This window comes from Marinobacterium sedimentorum (genome assembly GCF_024267675.1).
Classification (GTDB): Bacteria; Pseudomonadota; Gammaproteobacteria; order Pseudomonadales; family Balneatricaceae; genus Marinobacterium_A; species Marinobacterium_A sedimentorum.
Genome location: NZ_JALDYX010000013.1, coordinates 96,605 through 113,645, shown reverse-complemented (window position 1 = coordinate 113,645; position 17,041 = coordinate 96,605). Strand labels below are relative to the sequence as shown.

Below are 17,041 nucleotides of genomic sequence, written 5' to 3'. Positions count from 1 at the left end.
CGGAAACCCCGGTCTCGTTGAGGCCGGGGTTTTTCCGTTATGGATCGATGCGGGTGATAACCCTCACATGGGGAAGGTACAGCGCGCCGCTTGCGGCCGCCCTGCCATGTGATAGTAGGGCGATATCGGAAAACGATGAAGCGCAGCTTCGGCCCGATATCGCGACCGCGGCGTGCATCGCCCGTTGGACGGCTCGCCTGCGAGGCGCAAAGGATGCCATCCGTTTACACTGTGCCGGCCGAACGCATTCGCTGCGAGGGCGCAGCTCCTACGGATAAAGCTGCACTGTAGCACCTGATCCCATCCGCTCTTTATCCGCCGCGGCGCCTAGTAGCGTATGCGGACGGCTAAACCCAACTCAAAAGATAAACCGGAGCCCTGCCGACAGCATCCGCATCGAGATCCTGCGCGCGGGTGGCAACCTGGTCGTGAGCTGGCCCGTGGCGCAGGCCGATCGCTGCCTACCCTGATTGCAGGAGCTGCTGCGATGATCCGCATTGATGAGGCCTGGCTGGCCACGGGGCCGCTGGATATGCGGGCCGGGCCCGATACCGCCCTGGCGCGGGTCTTTGCGGTGTGTGGCTCGGCGAAGCCGCTGCGTCTATCTTGATGACATGGGTGTCTGGCTGGCAGTGCGTCTTTTGCATCAGGGCACTGCACGGCACGTTCACGCGGCCCGAGTGGGCAATGTTAGAGGGGCTATTGAGGCGAGCTATCAAGAAGCTTTATTGTTCGGATATCAGGGATATACCCGGAGCTTTTGGCCCCGGGTATATAAGTTAGAAGATGTTTTAGGAGCGCTTCCTGGCGGCGGCCTTTTCCTTGGCGGCCTCTTCCTTGTCAGGCAGTGGCACGACCAGGGTGGGTATTTTGGAATGGCGCAGCACGCTTTTTGCCACACTGCCGAGGAAGGTATGCATGATGCGGCCTTTCTCATGGGCACCCATTACTATCAGGTCGCACTGCAGTTCCCGTGACTTCTTGAGGATATTTTCTGCCGGATAGTTTTCCACAATATCGACGGAGACTATTTTTGAGCGAAATTCTTTTTCTTCCGGCGCCAGTACATTCCAGAAATAATCCTGGCGTTCATTCAGCCGCTCGCGGGCATGCTGGATGCGGTGATGCAGAAAATCATCCCGGCTTTTGTCATTAAGCACGTAGGTCTGTAACGCGAAGTGGGCATCGTCCGAGAGCTTTTCAATTACATGCAGCACGTGAATATCCGCGCCCGTGGATTTGGCCAGATAAACCGCGTACTTGAACGCAAAGGAGGCGTTTTTCGACAGGTCGGTACAGTAAAGGATTGTTTTAAATTCTGGCAGCATGGTATTTACCTCAAGTTCTTCAATATGCCGCGTAACGGGCCCTTGCCTGGCTCGGGCCCGATTCAGTGACTAATACCCCAGCAGCCTGGGCAGGAAGAGCGTCAGATCGGGGAAGAAGGCGATGATGAACACGCCCACAATGGATGCAAACGCAAAGGGCAGAGCCCGCAGGGAAATCTCTTCGATCGAGGTGCCGGATATGCCGGAGGCGATAAACAGGTTTTCACCCAGCGGTGGCGTCTGAAAGCCAATTCCCAGGCAGCAGACCACAACAATACCGAAGTGGATCGGGTCTATCCCCAGGCTGTAGGCGATGGGCAGCAGTACCGGCGTCAGTATCATAATGGCGGCGAGGGTTTCCATGAACATGCCGACAAACAGCAGGAAGGCGATGATCATGGTCCAGATCAGATAGAGGTTGTCGGTAATGCTGAGCATGGACTCGGCCACGATGGCGGGAATCTGGTTTTCAACCAGCAAGCGCCCGAACACAGTGGCGGTGAACAGAATCAGCAGCACACGCCCGCTCAGCCAGGTGGTAGTTTCCAGGGAGTGGTAAATACTTTCGAGCTTGAGCTCCTTGTGGATGAACACTCCTACGAACAGGGTATAGAAGATGGCGACGATGGCGGATTCGGTCGGGGTAAAGAAGCCGGTATAAATACCTCCCAGAATTACCAGGGGAGCGAGTATTGACCAGAAACCCTCTTTGAATGCCTTTATGATCTGGTGGGATGACCAGCCGTCGCTGGTACCATGGTAACCGCGTTTTTTGCAGCTCACATAGTTCATTATCAGCAAGGTGATGGCAATAATCAGCCCGGGTGCAAAGCCTGCAATAAAGAGTTTGGGAATCGATACTGTCTGAAACTCGCCAAATCTGGCAATGGCTTCAGGTGGCGCGACCATGCCGATGGCTGAAATGCCGAATATCACCATGGGAATCGACGGAGGAATAATAATCCCCAGGCTACCAGCCGATGCCGTAATGGCCGACGCATAACCCTTGTCGTAGCCGCGCTTGATCATGGCCGGGATCATCAGCATGCCCACTGCTGCGGTGGTTGCGGGGCCGGAACCGGAAATGGCACCAAAGAACATGCATGCCAGTACCGCGGCGGCTGAAATGCCACCGGTCACGGGGCCGGCAAAGCTTTCCGCCAGATGCACCAGACGGCGCGAAATACCGGCGGCTTCCATCAGGGCGCCGGCGAGAATAAAGGCGGGCAGCGCCATGAGCGGGAAGGAGCCGACGGAGGTAAAGGCGATCTGAACAAACTTGATCGGGTTTTCGTCCAGATAGAGAAATGACACCAGTGCCGATACGCCCAGTGCGACGGTAATAGGTGCGCCCATCAGCAGCAGACCGATGAAGCTGCCAAACAATATGATGACGATGGATGATTCAACCATTACAAACTCCTGACCTAGACGGACTTGGTATTCTGATTGTCTGAGTCCATCAGCTTTTCGACTTCGAGCGACTCGGGATCTCGAATATCAATGCCTTTGATCAGCTTGTAATAATTAACCTGCAGAATGCGAATAGTCATCAGGGAAAATGCGATAGGCAGAATCAGGTATATATATTTCATCGGTACGCCGAGCGTCTGAGATTTCCAGAAAAGATTCATCTTGTGGAATACAAAGTCATAGCTCAGGTACACGAAATAGCAGTTAAAGCAGACCCAGATCAGGTCAGAAATGGCTTCCATGATGACACCTACCTTGGGAGGCAGGAGCTTGAACTGGAAGGTGACACGGTTGTGGGCCGACAGCTTGGCGGCATAGCTGGCGCCAAAGAATACGAACCAGACAAACATGTAGGTCGAAAGCTCTTCAGTCCATGAAAGCGAATGCTGGAACAACTCCCGTGAAATGATCTGCAGAAAAAGCAGTATGACGAATACGGAGAGGAGAGTTCGGCAGATGTAACTCTCGATATTACCGAGAATTCTGAATAGAACCGTGGCTTTTGCCATAGTGAGTTCTCCTGGAAATGCGGACAGGCCTGCCCGACGGGCAGCGTCTTGCATTTAACGTGCTGATATAAAGCCAGAAGGCTGTCGGAAGAGGGCTGATCAAGGTGCTCGGCCCCGCCTATCCAGACAGCCTTCTGGTGGAAACCGATGCACTGTGCGGCCACCGCAGGGGCGGCCGCTGACAAGGGATCAGATTTCGTCGCGGCCCAGCGATTTCAGTACGTTGTTCAGGACGTCCTTGCCGCCGATGCTGTCGACATACTTCGGCCAGACCTTGCTTGTGGCAAGGTCGATCCACTCTTTCTCGTTATCGGCGGGGTCCGCGATGACCATGCCTTTCTCGGTCAGCTCCGTCTTGATCTTGCTTTCCTGCTCACGCAGGAACTGAGCGCTGTGGGCCGTGGCAGCCTTGCCGGCTTCCAGGATGGCAGCCTGGTCTTCGGCGGACTGATCCTGAAACACGGATTCGCTGACGATCAGAGGTTCAATAGAGAACAGGTAGCGCAGGTTGGTGACGTACTTCTGCACTTCATCAAACTTCATCGCATACACGGTGATGTACGGGTTGTCCTGGCCATCCACAACGCCCTGCTGCAGCGCGGTGAAGGTTTCGGACCAGGCCATAGGTGTGGCGTTGATACCCCAGGCCTTGTAGGTATCGATCATGATTTCGTTTTTGGGCACACGCACGACAACGTCTTTCAGGTCCGCCGGGGTGGTGACCGGGTGCTTGGAGTTGGTCAGCACGCGAAAGCCGGAATAGGCCCAGCCGATGATACGTACGCCGGCATCACGCAGGGTGTTCTCGACCAGCTGCTCACCGACTGCGCCCTGGGTCAGGCTAATGGCATCGTCCAGGCTCTGGATCATGTATGGCAGGGTGAGGGCGCCGACGCTGGGGGAGAAGGGGGTTACGTTGTTGATGGCCAGGATGGAGAAATCCAGGGTGCCTATTGCTGCGTCGTTCACCGTGTCCTGTTCGCTGCCGAGCTGCCCATTCATGAACAGTTTGGCGTCATGCTTGCCGCCGGTTTTTTCCATCAGTACTTCATTGAATTTCTTGCCGAGCTCATGCTGGGTGCCGCCTGCGGCATCACCGACCGCAACCTTGAAGGTTTTGGCCTGTGCCATTGTGCTCACAACTGCGGAAACAGCGAGGCAGAGTGACAGGGATAGAACTTTCGTAGCCTTACTTGTGAATTTCATTTGTAGCTCCGATTCTGGGTCCATCAACGAGTTCTGGGTTGTTATTATTCTGGTCAGCACTGCCGGACACGAGGTCTGGCAATGCCTTTCAGGGCATCAGTCCGTGCCCCGAACGCTCACCCTGCTGGCAGTCTGTCGGACTTAACACTGATCTACTGCGGAAAAGCCGAATTGGATTATTTTGTGTACTCTTTTTTGTTAAATAGAACCACTATTTGCCTCTAAAGAGCTCAAAAACTAATTCAAATCGTTCTTTCCCTCGCTACGACCGGCCAAGCCCGACAGGCTGCTAGGGTAGGCGGTCGTTTTATATTCAACTTTGCCAGTGGGAATGTTTAGGGCCACTTCATATCCATGGCTGGGGCCAAGGGAAAAGGCGCTGAATCGGCCAGCATCAAGGCAGATGAACTGTGGTGGGAGCAGTCATGTACAGGCTGTTTTTCAGACGGATACGGCGAGCAGGATGAAGAGAGGATAAAAGGGCTGGCGCCAGCCCTTTTGGGGGTGTTTTGAAATGCAGGCGGCAGGCCGCCTGCGTCTGGTTCTAGTTGCCGCTGGCCAGCTGCGTCGCGTTGATCAGCATCGACTGGCCTACGGTCACATAGTCCGGGTCGACCATCGGTGAATCAGGCTCCGCGGTTGCCAGCTGGTCTTCTTCGTACTCGCATACGCTGATCGATTGTTCGATCAGGGCATCCGCCGCGTCCAACGCATTGGCTTCAACCGCGATGGTCGCCGCGCCTAGCGCCAGTTCTGCATCGGCCAGATCGGCGTCGCAGTGATTCGCCTGGGCGCCACCGGCCATCAGCATGGCAAGGGCAGCGCAAACAGCAATAGTGCTCTTCATGACATGTCTCCTGAGCATCTCGGTGCTAGTTAGTGTTCGCGCACAGGGCGTAGACGGATGCATCGGCACCGGTGCTCCCGCTCGAACGGGTCAAGGAGGCGGTCCAGCTTGTATCCGTCATGGGGTAAGTATTTTTTACCTCCCAGACAGAGTTGCGATTATCTACTCCACCACCAAGGACTTTTTTGGCTCCTGTGCAGATCGCGGTGCAAGTGATGCTGCTTGCCGATCCGCCGCCGCCTGCCGTTGTGCACAGCAGAGAAGTGCGTTCCCAGCTACTGAGCCCCGGTACTCCCTGAATACCCTGGTCACCGGTATCGCCTTTCACGCCCTGGATACCCTGAATACCCTGGTCACCGGTATCGCCTTTCACGCCCTGGATACCCTGAATGCCCTGGTCACCGGTATCGCCTTTCACGCCCTGGATACCCTGAATGCCCTGGTCACCGGTATCGCCTTTCATGCCCTGGATACCCTGAATGCCCTGGTCTCCGGTATCGCCTTTCATGCCCGGGATACCCTGAATGCCCTGGTCTCCGGTGTCGCCTTTCACGCCCTGGATACCCTGAATGCCCTGGTCACCGGTGTCGCCTTTCATGCCCGGGATACCCTGGATGCCCTGGTCACCGGTGTCGCCTTTCATGCCCTGGATACCCTGAATGCCCTGGTCTCCGGTGTCGCCTTTCATGCCCGGGATACCCTGGATGCCCTGGTCACCGGTGTCGCCTTTCATGCCCTGGATACCCTGAATGCCCTGGTCTCCGGTATCACCTTTCACGCCTTGGATACCCTGGTCTCCTTTGTCTCCTTTGTCTCCTTGCGGACCAGGCACCGCCGCCCGTTGTTCCAAATCCCATACCCTTGTTTCGACGGCGCCGAGTCCTCCCTTCAGGTTGAGTACCACGTGGTCAATAGTGTGATCTGCCAGCGCGGCACCGCCCGGGAAGCCGAGAGTGGCGGCGGCCATTGCGATGCTGAGTAATGACAACTTTTTCATTTGGTAACACCCCTTGTTTCCAATTCGTGGATCAACCCTTTCGATTGGGTTTGTATCCAGCTATCCCGTATTCCCGGGCGGAAATGATGAAATGGGTCGGGCGTGCCGCCGATCCGGTTTGATTGTCTGAACCAGTATCCACAGCGAACGGCGTCCATCGTTCTCGATGGCTCGCTAATGGCGTTTTGAATGGCGTTTTGAATGGGGTGAGGATGGCTGAAGGGTGTGTCCTTGTTACCGATACCGCCTGCTGTTCTTGTCGCCAGCCAACCCAGTGCTTTTGAATACCATCCCTGGTTGGATCTCAAGCAACTCCAATCAATACCCGTACTGCTTCCGGTTTATCTCCAGGCAACCCGGCCATCTCGGTGAGATCCGTGGCTTTCCGGCCCCGCATCGCTGCGGGTGTGGCTTGATAATGGGAATCGTGTCCGGCCGGTCTCGGGGTTAACAACGGTAAACTCCGAGACGTTCACAACGAATATAGTCGTATCACTGGGTTAACAGTATGGGGCGTGCTTAGAATATTTTTGAAAATTCGTCGCTGAAAGGCGACTATTTTGGAATAAGTCTGTAAATCAATTTCTTAGTTTACCGATTTTACCGATCTTGGCCTTTTAAACTGTTTCAGCCATGAAACCGGGAGGGGTTACCCTGGACTCGGTGGTTCGCAGGTCGGCGCGCGGCCCCAGGACGAAGCCCAATAGCGGTTAATGCGCCAAGCCGAAAGCGCCAAGTGGGCCTCTGTTGGAGCTCGCTGGGCGAGCGAAGATTCGGTGCACCCGCCGATCAGCGGAGAGGCCCTCGGGCGATCAGCTGCAGCACTTCATCGAAGACGGCGTTATCCAGGCGATGCTCCATATCCAGCGCCAGGTTATGGCGATAGTAGGGGCTTAGGTCCAGCCCGACACCCAGCGCATAGAGCTCCATGTCGCCGCGGGCTTCAATCTGGCTCACCACCTGGCGCAGATGCACATCCAGCAGGTCGTCACTGTTGGAATGCAGGGTGGCACTGTCCATCGGGCAGCCGTCGGAAATCACTATAATGATGCGTCTTTCCTCGCGCCTTGCCTGCATGCGGCCCAGGGTCCAGAGCAGGGCTTCGCCATCGACACCTTCGCGGAACAGGTCCGGCTTTAGCAGTGCCGCCATGGATGCGCGGGCGCGCCGCCAGGGGGTGTCCGCATCCTTGTAAACGATATGATTCAGCTCGTTCAGCCGGCCGGGATTGGCCGGCTTGCCACGCCCAAGCCACTGCTTCATGGGCCGGCCACCGTTCCAGTGTCCGGTGGTGAAGCCCAGTACCTCGGTGCTGGCGCCGGCCTGCTCCAGGGCCCTGGAAAATACATCGACCAGCATGGCGATGGATTCGATATGGGCCTTCATGGAGCCGGAGTTGTCGATCAGGAAGGTGACCAGAGAGTTGCTGTGGGGTTGGTGGCGCTCCTGGCGAAACAGTTGCCGGTAGCCGGGAGATGTGACCAGGCGGGACAGGCGGCGGGCATCGAGGCGACCCTCCTCCAGGCCGAATTCCCAGCCGTCACGCTCAGGCGCCGACAGAATGCGCGCCAGCTTGCGGGCCAGGCGCGGCACATTCAGCCCCTGGGCGCGGATGCGGCTGTCCAGTTTTTCACGCAGCTCCGTCAGCTGTTCGGCCCTTACCAGCTTGCCCGCCTGCAGCACACGATCGTACTGGGTGGTAAATACGCGATAGTTATCGCCATCATCGGTGTGCTCGCGCTCGCTGGCGGCGGCGGACTGGCCGCCCAGTTCAGCGTCATCGCCTTCGAGCTCCAGCAGCAGGCTGAAGTTCTGGTGGCTGTTCTCGCTGATTTCGGAGGCATCGCGCTCTTCATTCAACGCCAATTCCTGGTTCAGCGCATCGATCATGTTCTGAATCACAGTGGCGATGGCCAGGGCATGCTCGGCAAAGGCCTGCTGATCCTGGCGGGTGCGGCGCAACAGGCCAAAGTGCGCGCCTATCTGGCGCCCCAGGGAGACGCGGGGAGCTTCAATCAGCATTTCGGATTCTTCGCTCACCGGGTTGCCGCTGAGCAGTGCCCAGGTCATCTGGGTAAGGGTATAGAGCATGAGACCGATATGATTTTCGGTCTGTCTGGAGGCGTGGAACTGCGCGCTCCAGGCGCTGAATCTGTGGGTCAGGTTGGCGCGCACGCCGGGGTGATGATCCTCGACCAGGGATTCGACCCGCAGCTGCTCCAGCATTTCGAACACCAGCCGGGCGATGGGCGCGGCGGGTTTGAGGCGGTCATGCAGGCGGCGGTCGTTATGCCGCAGCCGCAGGGCGATGCCATCGGCGGCGCCGCGGAAGGAGGCGAAGTCGTCCCGCTCCAGATTGGTAAGCAGATGGGGCACGCGCACCGGATAGGCCCGACCGTCGATTTGCAGTCGCCGGCCGCGAAAGCGCAGGTTGCAGATGCCTGTTTGCGCGCGCATGGCAGCGCCGCTCAGCTCTTCCATCTGCTGTTGTTTGCGCTCAAGTCTGGGGGCGTCGCTGCTCTTCTCCGCAGCCTGGGGCGCCAGTTGCGGTGGCTGCTCCGGGTTCCAGGCGGTGAGCGGTTTGTTGAAGCCGCTTTGAGTCATGGCTACCTCAGCTGGGTGCGTGCAGCAGATAGGATTCCGCCAGTTCCTGATTGAAGCAGCGCTGGAAGTACTCGGCGACAATGGGCCGCTCGGCTTCATCACACTTGTTCAGGAACGACAGTCGGAACGAGCGGGCGAGGTCGTGGAAGATATCGTTGTTTTCGGCCCAGGAGATAACTGTGCGGGGTGACATCAGGGTCGAGACATCGCCGCTGGCAAAGCCCTGACGGGTCAGCTCGGCCACAGCCACCATGGCGGCGACCTGCCTGTGTCCTGCTGCTGTGGCGAAGGAGGGGACCCGCGCCTGTACTATGGCGATTTCATCCTCAGGCGGCAGGTAGTTGAGGGAGGCTACAATGTTCCAGCGGTCGATCTGCGCCTGGTTGAGCACCTGGGTGCCGTGGTACAGGCCGTTGAGGTTGCCAAGGCCGACTGTGTTGGCGGTGGCGAACAGGCGGAAATAGGGGTGCGGATGTATCACTTCGTTCTGATCCAGCAGGGTAAACTTGCCGTCGCGCTCCAGGATGCGCTGGATCACGAACATCACATCGGGTCGTCCGGCGTCGAACTCGTCGAAAATCAGCGCCACCGGGCGGCGCAGTGCCCAGGGGACTATGCCTTCCTGAAACTCGGTTACCTGCTTGCCATCGCGCAGGCGGATGGTGTCCTTGCCCACCAGGTCCAGGCGGCTGATGTGGCCGTCCAGGTTAACCCTTACGCAGGGCCAGTTCAGGCGTGCCGCCACCTGCTCGATATGGGTGGATTTGCCGGTGCCGTGCAGCCCCTGGATCATGACGCGTCTGTCCTGGGTGAAGCCTGCCAGTATAGCGAGAGTCACATCTTCGTTGAATTTGTAGGCCGGATCTATTTCCGGCACATGGTCGTCACGCTCGGTGAAAGCGGGCACGCGCAGGTCTGAGTTGATACCAAAGCGCTCCCGCACAGAAACCATAGTGTCGGGTTGTTCAATGAGCATCGTCTCGGTCATCAGTTCTGCCTCAGGTTAAACACTGCAAAGCTCCGGCGTTGCGATGCCGCAGCTGGGTGCTGGATAAAAGCAGTGTAAAGGAGGCCGCGCAGGCACGGAGGAACCAGATAGTACCTGCCGATGTGGCCAATGGCGGCTATTGCGCTGAGGGGGTGTCGCGGCGGCACTCACTGAAAATGCGCGTGGTGCAGCTGTCGCAGGTGGGGCGATCGAGACGATCATAGATGTGAGTGATGGCGATGCCCTTGCTGATGAAAATGTTCTCTGCCCCCAGTTCCTCAATGTGGCCGTTCTTGTCGAGGTATTGGGACACCCGGCCTTTCAGATTGCTCAGATAAAGCGTGCCGCCTGCGGCACGGCGGCGCCGGGCTTCGTGCACCAGCAGCTCGGCGCCGGCGATATCGATAAAGTTCATGCCGTTGCCCACGATCAGCAGGTTATTCTCCGGCAGGTCCTGCAGGTATTGCTTGACGTAGTTCACGGCGCCGAAAAATAGCGAACCCTCGATGCGGATAATGCGCAGCTGCGGACACTCGGGCAGGTCGCGGCCTTCGTTGCTGACGAAGAAGGGCGTGGGCGATGTCGGGTCCGGCAGCACCTGGACGATTTTCGGCTTGGAGGTGGTTTTGAGGTAGAACACCAGCGACAGCATGACGCCGATATAGATCGCAAACTCCATTGCCATGATCAGGGTGGCGAGGAAGGTGATGATCAGTACTGAGGCTTCCGAGCGCCCGGCCTTGAGAATGCCGCAGATATGCTGAAAGTCGATCAGATTCCAGGACACCACCAGCAGAATGCCTGCCATGCCGGGGATGGGCACATAGGCGGTGAGATCCGACAGCAGCAGCACAATGATGGCCAGCGCAATGGCGGCAAACACGGCCGCCATCGGCGTACGTGCCCCCGAGATGTAATTGACCCCGGTGCGGGTGAAGGAGCCGGATGAGGCATAACAGGAGAAAAAGGAACCGACGATATTCGACAGCGCCTGGCCCATAAACTCCTGATTGCCGCTGATATTCTGATGCGAGCGGCTGGCCACTGAACGGGCGATGGATACCGCCTCAATCAGCCCCAGCAGGCCGATGGCAAGCGCGCCGGAGCCCAGCTGGTGCAGCAGTGCCGGCGAAAAGTCCGGCAGGCTCAACGGTGGCAGTGTCGCGGGGATCGGGCCCACCAGGGCAATGTCGTGCTCGGCGGCGCCGAGTACCGCGGCCAGCAGACTGCCGATGACCATCGCGAGCAGCATGTTGGGCCATCTGGGCAGCAGTTTCTTGATGATCAGACAGCTGAACAGGGTGCACAGGGCCACGGCCAGGGAGTAAGGGTTGGTATCCGGCAGGTGCTCCAGTACACCGACCCAGGTGGAAATAAAGGTGCCATCGCTCTGCGCGCTGATCCCCAGCAGATTTTTCATCTGGCTGGAGGCGATGACCACCGCGGCACCGGCGGTAAAGCCGATGACCACCGAATGGGAAACAAAATTCACCAGCACGCCCATGCGCGCCAGCGCCAGCCCCAGTTGGAAGAGCCCGGCCAGCAGTGTCAGCGTCAGGGCCAGCTGAATGAATTCGGCGGAACCAGGCTCGGCCAGCGGGCTGATGGTGGTGAACACGACGATGGACAGTGCCGCCGTGGGGCCCGAAATCAGATGGAAGGATGAGCCAAACAGCGCTGCAATAATGGCCGGCACTATGGCGGCATATAGGCCGTACTGGGGCGGCATGCCGGCGATGAGGGCGTAGGCCACGCCCTGGGGCAGCACTATGACCGCATTGGTGAGACCGGCAAAAAAGTCACAGCGCAGGCTTTCGCGATTCAGCAGGCGGCCCCAGAGCAAAAACGGCAACAGCCGTGTCCAGAGTGTCTGGCTGGGTCTGGTTTTGAGTGCGCGTGCCATGAAAGCCCCTGTGTCGGAACGGCCGAATAATCCGAGTCGCCGTACAGTTTGATGACTGACTCAAGCTTAGTGGCTTAAAAGGCAGCCTGTCGTGCTTTTCCGCACGGCTGCATGGACGCAGGAGGTAGAGCGAAGCAGGATGCATGAGCCGAGTAGATCAATGGTAAGCCCGACAGGCTGCCAGTCCATAGAGCCAGATAAACCGCCTTTGTCATGCCATGCGCGGTTGTATCGGTCTGGGCCCAGAGCCGCGTCCCGGCTCAGACTCAGCCCTGTCGCTGCCAGCTGGCACTATACATCCTTGCTGATTGGCGTTTGTGGCCTGGCCGTGCAATCTTCTACACTATTTAAATATAACCAGTTAATCCTCGCATATTCCTTTAAGTTATATGTTGGCGTCATGGTCGTTATGCCTTCTCGCTGCAGTGCCGCGTTTGCCGGGGCTGTGAAGGATAACCAGGGTGTGGTCGCATGTATTTTCAAGCGCGAAGATTCCAGGTTGCGGCACCGATACCGGGTTGGTAAATAATAATGAATTCAGTAAAAACTGATGTGCCCTGCAGCCTTGATGCGCAACTGCTGATCGATTCGGTTGAACTGCCTGAGTTCGAGGCGCACGACAAGCAGCAGACCAAATACACCACCTGTTACATGTGTGCCTGTCGCTGCGGCATCAAGGTAACGGTGGAAGACAACCAGGTTCGTTTCATTCAGGGCAACCCCAATCACCCGATCAACAAGGGCGTGCTCTGTGCCAAGGGTAACTCCGGCATCATGAAGCAGAATTCCCCCGCCAAGCTGAGTGCCCCCATGCTGCGCAAACCCGGCACCGAGCGCGGCGCCGGCGAGTTTGAAATCATCTCCTGGGCCAGGGCGCTGGATATCCTCGAAAAGCGCCTCGCCCAGATCCGCGCCACAGACCCGAAAAAACTGGCCTACTTTACCGGCCGTGATCAGATGCAGGCCCTTACCGGCATGTGGGCGAGCCAGTTCGGCACCCTCAACTGGGCGGCCCACGGCGGTTTCTGCTCGGTCAACATGGCCGCCGGCGGTCTCTACACCATGGGTCATGCCTTCTGGGAGTTTGGCGACCCGGACTGGGACAACACCAAGTATTTCGTGATGTGGGGCGTGGCGGAAGATCACAGCTCCAACCCCATCAAAATTGGCCTGAAAAAGCTCAAGGAACGCGGCGCCAAGTTTGTTTCCGTCAATCCGGTACGCACCGGCTACCAGGCCATCGCCGACGAGTGGATCTCCATTCGCCCGGGCACCGACGGCCTGCTGGCGCTGTCGATGGTGCATGTGCTGCTCAGGCATCAGCTGGTGGATGAAGAATTCCTGATTCGCTATACCAACTCGCCGCAGCTGGTGGTGAACACGCCGGGGGTGAAAGGCGACGGCCTGTTTTACCGCCGCGCCGGTGAAATCCAGATCTGGGATCAGACGACCGACAGCTTCGCCGACGCCAGGCGTACCGATGTCGCGCCGGCCCTGTTTGGCGAGTTCAAGGCGCCGGATGGCACGCCGCTGCGCACCGCCATGAGCATTCTGCTGCACAAGTATCTCGACGACGCATACGCCCCCGAAAACGCGGCCAAGGAATGTGGCGTGGACGCCGAGACCATCGAGCGCCTGGCGCTGGAGATGGCCCAGGTGGCGTTCAGGGAAACCATTACCCTCGATATCGAGTGGACCGACTGGGCGGGCCGCAAGCAGGACAAGTTCATCGGCCGCCCGGTGTCGATGCATGCCATGCGCGGTATCTCAGCCCATTCCAACGGTTTCCAGACCTGCCGCGCCATTCATCTGCTGCAGATCCTGCTGGGCACCATCGACTGCCCCGGTGGCCATCTGGCCAAGCCACCGTTCCCCAAGCATGTGCCGCCGGGTATCAAGCCGGCGAAGGAATGTGCGCCCAATACGCCGTTGAAATCACCGCCGCTGGGTTTCCCGACCTGCCCGGAAGATCTGGTTATCGATGCCGCCGGCAATCCGCTGCGCATCGATAAGGCCTACAGCTGGGATGCGCCTATCTCCTGCCATGGCCTGATGCATATGGTGATCAGCAACGCGGCCAAGGGTGATCCCTACAAGATCGACACCCTGATGCTGTTCATGGCCAACATGGCCTGGAATTCCAGCATGAATAGCGCCCAGACGCTGGAGATGCTCTGCGCCAGGGAAGACGATGGCGAGTACAAGATTCCGTTTATCGTCTGCTCCGATGCCTTCCATTCCGAGATGGTGGCCTACTCCGACCTGATACTGCCGGATACCACCTATCTGGAGCGCTACGATACGATTTCGATGCTTGACCGGCCGATCTCCGAGCCCCATGCCGCCTGTGACTCGGTGCGCATTCCGGTGATCCAGCCCGACCGCGATGTGCTGTCCTGGCAGGAAGTGATGATCGAGATGGCGGGCCGGCTGAAATTCCCCGCCTTCACCACCCCCGAGGGTGAACGTCGCTACGAAGGCTACAAGGATTTCATCGTCAATTTCCAGAAGCAGCCCGGTATCGGTTTCCTGGCGGGCTACCGAGGCGCGGATGGCAGCAAGTCGCTGCGCGGTGAGCCGAATCCGCGCCAGTGGGAAGCCTATGAAGAAAATGAAGGTTTCTTCGAGTTCCAGCTGGAGCCTAATCAGCGCTACATGCGCCATGCCAACCGCGACTACATGGAGCTGGCGAAGGAGGCCGGCTGGGTGGGTTCCACCGATCAGATCCTGATCGAGCTGTATTCGGAAAAACTGCAGACTTTCCGCCTGGCGGGCCAGGGATTGTACGACGGTCCCATGCCCACCGAAGAGCACCACAAGGAACGGCTGGTCAAATACTTCGATCCGCTGCCGTTCTTCTACATGCCGCTGGAAGAGCAGCGTATCGATCGTGATGAATATCCGTTCCATGCGGTGAATCAGCGCCCCATGTTCATGTACCACAGCTGGGACAGCCAGAACGCCTGGCTGCGCCAGATCATGTCGCAGAACTATCTGTTCATGAACCGGGTGGCGGGGGAGAAAGCCGGTATCAAGGAGCTGTCCTGGGTCTGGGTCGAGTCCCATAACGGCAAGATCCGGGCACAGGTGAAATTGATGGAAGGCTGCAACGAACAGACCGTCTGGACCTGGAACGCCATCGCCAAGAAGGGCGGCGCCTGGGGTCTGTCGAAGGACGCCAACGAGGCGACCGATGCCTTCCTGATGAACCATCTGATTTCCGAACTGCTGCCAGCAAAGGGCGACCAGCAAGACCGGATTACCAATTCAGACCCGGTTACGGGGCAGGCCGCCTGGTACGACCTGCGCGTCAAGATCACACCGGCGGCAGACGGTGAAACCGGCACTTGGCCGCTGTTCTCGTCCCATGAGCCGCTGCCGGGGGCTCAGGCGTCGCCGCAGATGCTCAGCTACAGCAGTCACAAGAACGTCAACCTCAAGCGTCCGATGCTCGATATCCTGACGCGTGGCGAGAAGTAGGAGGAACGCAAGATGGCAAAACTCGGACTCGTCGTCGATCTCGATACCTGCGTGGGTTGTCATGGCTGCGCCACCGCCTGCAAGCAGTGGAACACCTCCGGCACCATAGGCCCGCTGTCGGACAAGGACCCTTACGGGCGTGACCCTTCGGGCACCTGGCTTAACCGGGTACGCACCTACGAAGTGGGCGACACACCCAACAGCAAGACCGTCCACATGCCGATGTCCTGCATGCACTGCGAAGATGCCGCCTGCGTCACCGTCTGTCCCACCGGCGCTTCCTACAAGCGCAAGGAAGACGGCATAGTGCTGGTGGATCAGGACAAGTGCATGGGCTGCAATCTCTGCTCCTGGGCCTGCCCCTATGGCGCTCGCGAGCTGGATCCGCAGGCAGGCACCATGAAGAAGTGCACCCTCTGTGTGGACCGCATCTACGACGAAAAACTGCCGCAAGCCGAGCGTCAGCCCGCCTGTGTGCTCACCTGTCCGACCAGCTCGCGGGTGTTCGGTGACTTCGACGATCCGAACTCCGACGTCAGCCGGCTGACGCGCGAGCGCGGCGGTCAGCAGCTGATGCCGGAACTGGGCTACAACCCGGTGAATACCTATCTGCCACCGCGCAACAAGAAGGTGGTGGAAAGCTACCAGATCAAGCCCTCTCTGGGGGCAACCCTGAAGCAGTGGGTTAACAAGGTCATCACGCGCTAACCGATCGTTATTCATAGTAAAGGGCCCGGCAGCGGGCCCGGACTGGAGTTGTTGCCATGCATCCGGCATTTTCTGTACTGATCTTTACCGTCACCTCCGGGGCCGGCTACGGCCTGTTCGCCCTGATGGTACTGGCACAGCTGGCGGGGCTGAATGCCCTGCAGGACAGCACCCTGCTGCTGTCCGGTGCTGTGCTGGCACTGCTGATGATCACCATCGGGCTGCTGTCATCCACGCTGCATCTGGCGAACCCTAAAAACGCCTGGCGTTCCTTTGCGCGTTTTCGCACCTCCTGGCTGTCCCGCGAGGCGGTCTTCGCCGTGCTCTTCTATCCGGTGGCGCTGCTGTATCTGTTTGGCATCTACGCTCAGGGCAGTGAGCTGAGCAGCCTGTACAGCGCTTGCGGGGTCGTGGCGGCGCTGTTGGCCATGGTCACGCTATTTTGCACCAGCATGATCTATGCGAGCCTGAAAACCATCCGCCAGTGGTGCACGGCGCTGACGCCGCTGAACTATCTGTCCATGGGGCTGATGTCCGGTGCGCTCTGCCTGGCAACGCTGCAGGCGCTGCTGCAGGATGGACTGTCGCCGGTCCTGCGCAGCGCAGGCCTGGGCCTGATAGCCCTGGGTGCGGTGGTCAAGCTGATCTACCTGTTCTGGATCGGCAAGCCTGCCGGTGCCACCATCAAGACCGCCACCGGTTTTACCCAGGCCAGTGTGCGGCTGCTGGATGCCGGTCACAGTGCCGGTACTTTCCTGACCAATGAGTTTGGCTATACCGTGGCGGCCAACAAGCTGCTGCGCCTGAGATTTGCCATGGTGGCGCTGGCCTTTGTCGTGCCCTTTCTGCTGCTGATGCAGGGTCATGCTGCGGCAACCGTGCTGGCAGCGCTGCTGGCGCTGGCGGGTCTGCTGGTGGAGCGCTGGCTGTTTTTTGCCGAAGCCCGCCATGTTGTGCGCTTGTATCACGGCGACCAGCGAACCTGAGACAGTACGACT

The 17,041-nt window shown here is 58.6% G+C and carries 13 protein-coding genes and 1 riboswitch; of the genes, 4 read left to right on the top strand and 9 right to left on the bottom strand.

Going from position 1 to position 17,041, the window contains the following annotated elements; translation table 11 throughout:
• Window positions 1–487 precede the first annotated feature (487 nt).
• On the top strand, window positions 488–610 hold the full coding sequence (locus MRS74_RS24035; protein WP_256557925.1) for a hypothetical protein: 123 nt from the start codon (window positions 488–490) through the stop codon (window positions 608–610).
• A 181-nt stretch (window positions 611–791) separates the two neighbouring features.
• Here the strand turns inward: MRS74_RS24035 and MRS74_RS12895 are convergent, their stop codons facing one another.
• From MRS74_RS12895 to MRS74_RS12855, 9 genes are all read right to left on the bottom strand, one after another.
• Complete coding sequence (locus MRS74_RS12895; RefSeq protein ID WP_254580704.1) at window positions 792–1,328, bottom strand: universal stress protein; 537 nt, start codon at window positions 1,326–1,328, stop codon at window positions 792–794.
• A 69-nt stretch (window positions 1,329–1,397) separates the two neighbouring features.
• A complete protein-coding gene (locus MRS74_RS12890; protein WP_254580703.1) occupies window positions 1,398–2,741 on the bottom strand; it encodes a TRAP transporter large permease in 1,344 nt (447 codons plus the stop codon).
• A gap of 14 nt (window positions 2,742–2,755) precedes the next feature.
• On the bottom strand, window positions 2,756–3,310 hold the full coding sequence (locus MRS74_RS12885) for a TRAP transporter small permease (RefSeq protein WP_254580702.1): 555 nt from the start codon (window positions 3,308–3,310) through the stop codon (window positions 2,756–2,758).
• Between the two features lie 189 nt (window positions 3,311–3,499).
• Entirely contained in the window at window positions 3,500–4,441 is a 942-nt protein-coding gene (locus MRS74_RS12880; RefSeq protein ID WP_254580701.1) for a TRAP transporter substrate-binding protein, read from the bottom strand.
• Window positions 4,442–5,060: 619 nt separating this feature from the next.
• Complete coding sequence (locus tag MRS74_RS12875) at window positions 5,061–5,363, bottom strand: hypothetical protein (protein WP_254580700.1); 303 nt, start codon at window positions 5,361–5,363, stop codon at window positions 5,061–5,063.
• 25 nt (window positions 5,364–5,388) lie between these two features.
• Window positions 5,389–6,360, bottom strand: a complete 972-nt coding sequence (locus MRS74_RS12870; protein WP_254580699.1) for a hypothetical protein — start codon at window positions 6,358–6,360, stop codon at window positions 5,389–5,391.
• A gap of 347 nt (window positions 6,361–6,707) precedes the next feature.
• Window positions 6,708–6,782, bottom strand: a riboswitch (cyclic di-GMP riboswitch).
• A gap of 367 nt (window positions 6,783–7,149) precedes the next feature.
• Window positions 7,150–8,964, bottom strand: a complete 1,815-nt coding sequence (locus MRS74_RS12865; RefSeq protein ID WP_254580698.1) for a cobaltochelatase CobT-related protein — start codon at window positions 8,962–8,964, stop codon at window positions 7,150–7,152.
• 7 nt (window positions 8,965–8,971) lie between these two features.
• The gene (locus tag MRS74_RS12860; RefSeq protein WP_254580697.1) at window positions 8,972–9,952 is read right to left on the bottom strand and encodes an AAA family ATPase; all 981 of its coding nucleotides are present in this window, start codon (window positions 9,950–9,952) and stop codon (window positions 8,972–8,974) included.
• 136 nt (window positions 9,953–10,088) lie between these two features.
• Window positions 10,089–11,855 carry a SulP family inorganic anion transporter gene (locus tag MRS74_RS12855; protein ID WP_254580696.1) on the bottom strand — a complete coding sequence of 589 codons (1,767 nt, stop codon included), beginning with the start codon at window positions 11,853–11,855 and terminating at the stop codon, window positions 10,089–10,091.
• A gap of 531 nt (window positions 11,856–12,386) precedes the next feature.
• On the opposite strand from MRS74_RS12855, the gene MRS74_RS12850 reads away from it, so the two are divergent.
• Genes MRS74_RS12850 through MRS74_RS12840 form a run of 3 tightly spaced genes read left to right on the top strand, consistent with a single transcriptional unit; the run spans window position 12,387 to window position 17,029 of the window.
• Entirely contained in the window at window positions 12,387–15,335 is a 2,949-nt protein-coding gene (locus tag MRS74_RS12850) for a molybdopterin oxidoreductase family protein (protein WP_254580695.1), read from the top strand.
• A gap of 12 nt (window positions 15,336–15,347) precedes the next feature.
• Window positions 15,348–16,043 (top strand): 4Fe-4S dicluster domain-containing protein, encoded by a 696-nt coding sequence (locus tag MRS74_RS12845; RefSeq protein ID WP_306421998.1) that lies wholly within the window; start codon window positions 15,348–15,350, stop codon window positions 16,041–16,043.
• A gap of 56 nt (window positions 16,044–16,099) precedes the next feature.
• On the top strand, window positions 16,100–17,029 hold the full coding sequence (locus tag MRS74_RS12840; protein WP_254580694.1) for a dimethyl sulfoxide reductase anchor subunit family protein: 930 nt from the start codon (window positions 16,100–16,102) through the stop codon (window positions 17,027–17,029).
• Window positions 17,030–17,041 lie beyond the last annotated feature (12 nt).

What these genes read in the sequence shown, in the direction of transcription:
- MRS74_RS24035 (WP_256557925.1), top strand. Translation starts at nt 488, where the DNA reads ATGATCCGCATTGATGAGGCCTGGCTGGCCACGGGGCCGCTGGATATG.
- MRS74_RS12895 (WP_254580704.1), bottom strand. Translation starts at nt 1,328, where the DNA reads ATGCTGCCAGAATTTAAAACAATCCTTTACTGTACCGACCTGTCGAAA.
- MRS74_RS12890 (WP_254580703.1), bottom strand. Translation starts at nt 2,741, where the DNA reads ATGGTTGAATCATCCATCGTCATCATATTGTTTGGCAGCTTCATCGGT.
- MRS74_RS12885 (WP_254580702.1), bottom strand. Translation starts at nt 3,310, where the DNA reads ATGGCAAAAGCCACGGTTCTATTCAGAATTCTCGGTAATATCGAGAGT.
- MRS74_RS12880 (WP_254580701.1), bottom strand. Translation starts at nt 4,441, where the DNA reads ATGGCACAGGCCAAAACCTTCAAGGTTGCGGTCGGTGATGCCGCAGGC.
- MRS74_RS12875 (WP_254580700.1), bottom strand. Translation starts at nt 5,363, where the DNA reads ATGAAGAGCACTATTGCTGTTTGCGCTGCCCTTGCCATGCTGATGGCC.
- MRS74_RS12870 (WP_254580699.1), bottom strand. Translation starts at nt 6,360, where the DNA reads ATGAAAAAGTTGTCATTACTCAGCATCGCAATGGCCGCCGCCACTCTC.
- MRS74_RS12865 (WP_254580698.1), bottom strand. Translation starts at nt 8,964, where the DNA reads ATGACTCAAAGCGGCTTCAACAAACCGCTCACCGCCTGGAACCCGGAG.
- MRS74_RS12860 (WP_254580697.1), bottom strand. Translation starts at nt 9,952, where the DNA reads ATGACCGAGACGATGCTCATTGAACAACCCGACACTATGGTTTCTGTG.
- MRS74_RS12855 (WP_254580696.1), bottom strand. Translation starts at nt 11,855, where the DNA reads ATGGCACGCGCACTCAAAACCAGACCCAGCCAGACACTCTGGACACGG.
- MRS74_RS12850 (WP_254580695.1), top strand. Translation starts at nt 12,387, where the DNA reads ATGAATTCAGTAAAAACTGATGTGCCCTGCAGCCTTGATGCGCAACTG.
- MRS74_RS12845 (WP_306421998.1), top strand. Translation starts at nt 15,348, where the DNA reads ATGGCAAAACTCGGACTCGTCGTCGATCTCGATACCTGCGTGGGTTGT.
- MRS74_RS12840 (WP_254580694.1), top strand. Translation starts at nt 16,100, where the DNA reads ATGCATCCGGCATTTTCTGTACTGATCTTTACCGTCACCTCCGGGGCC.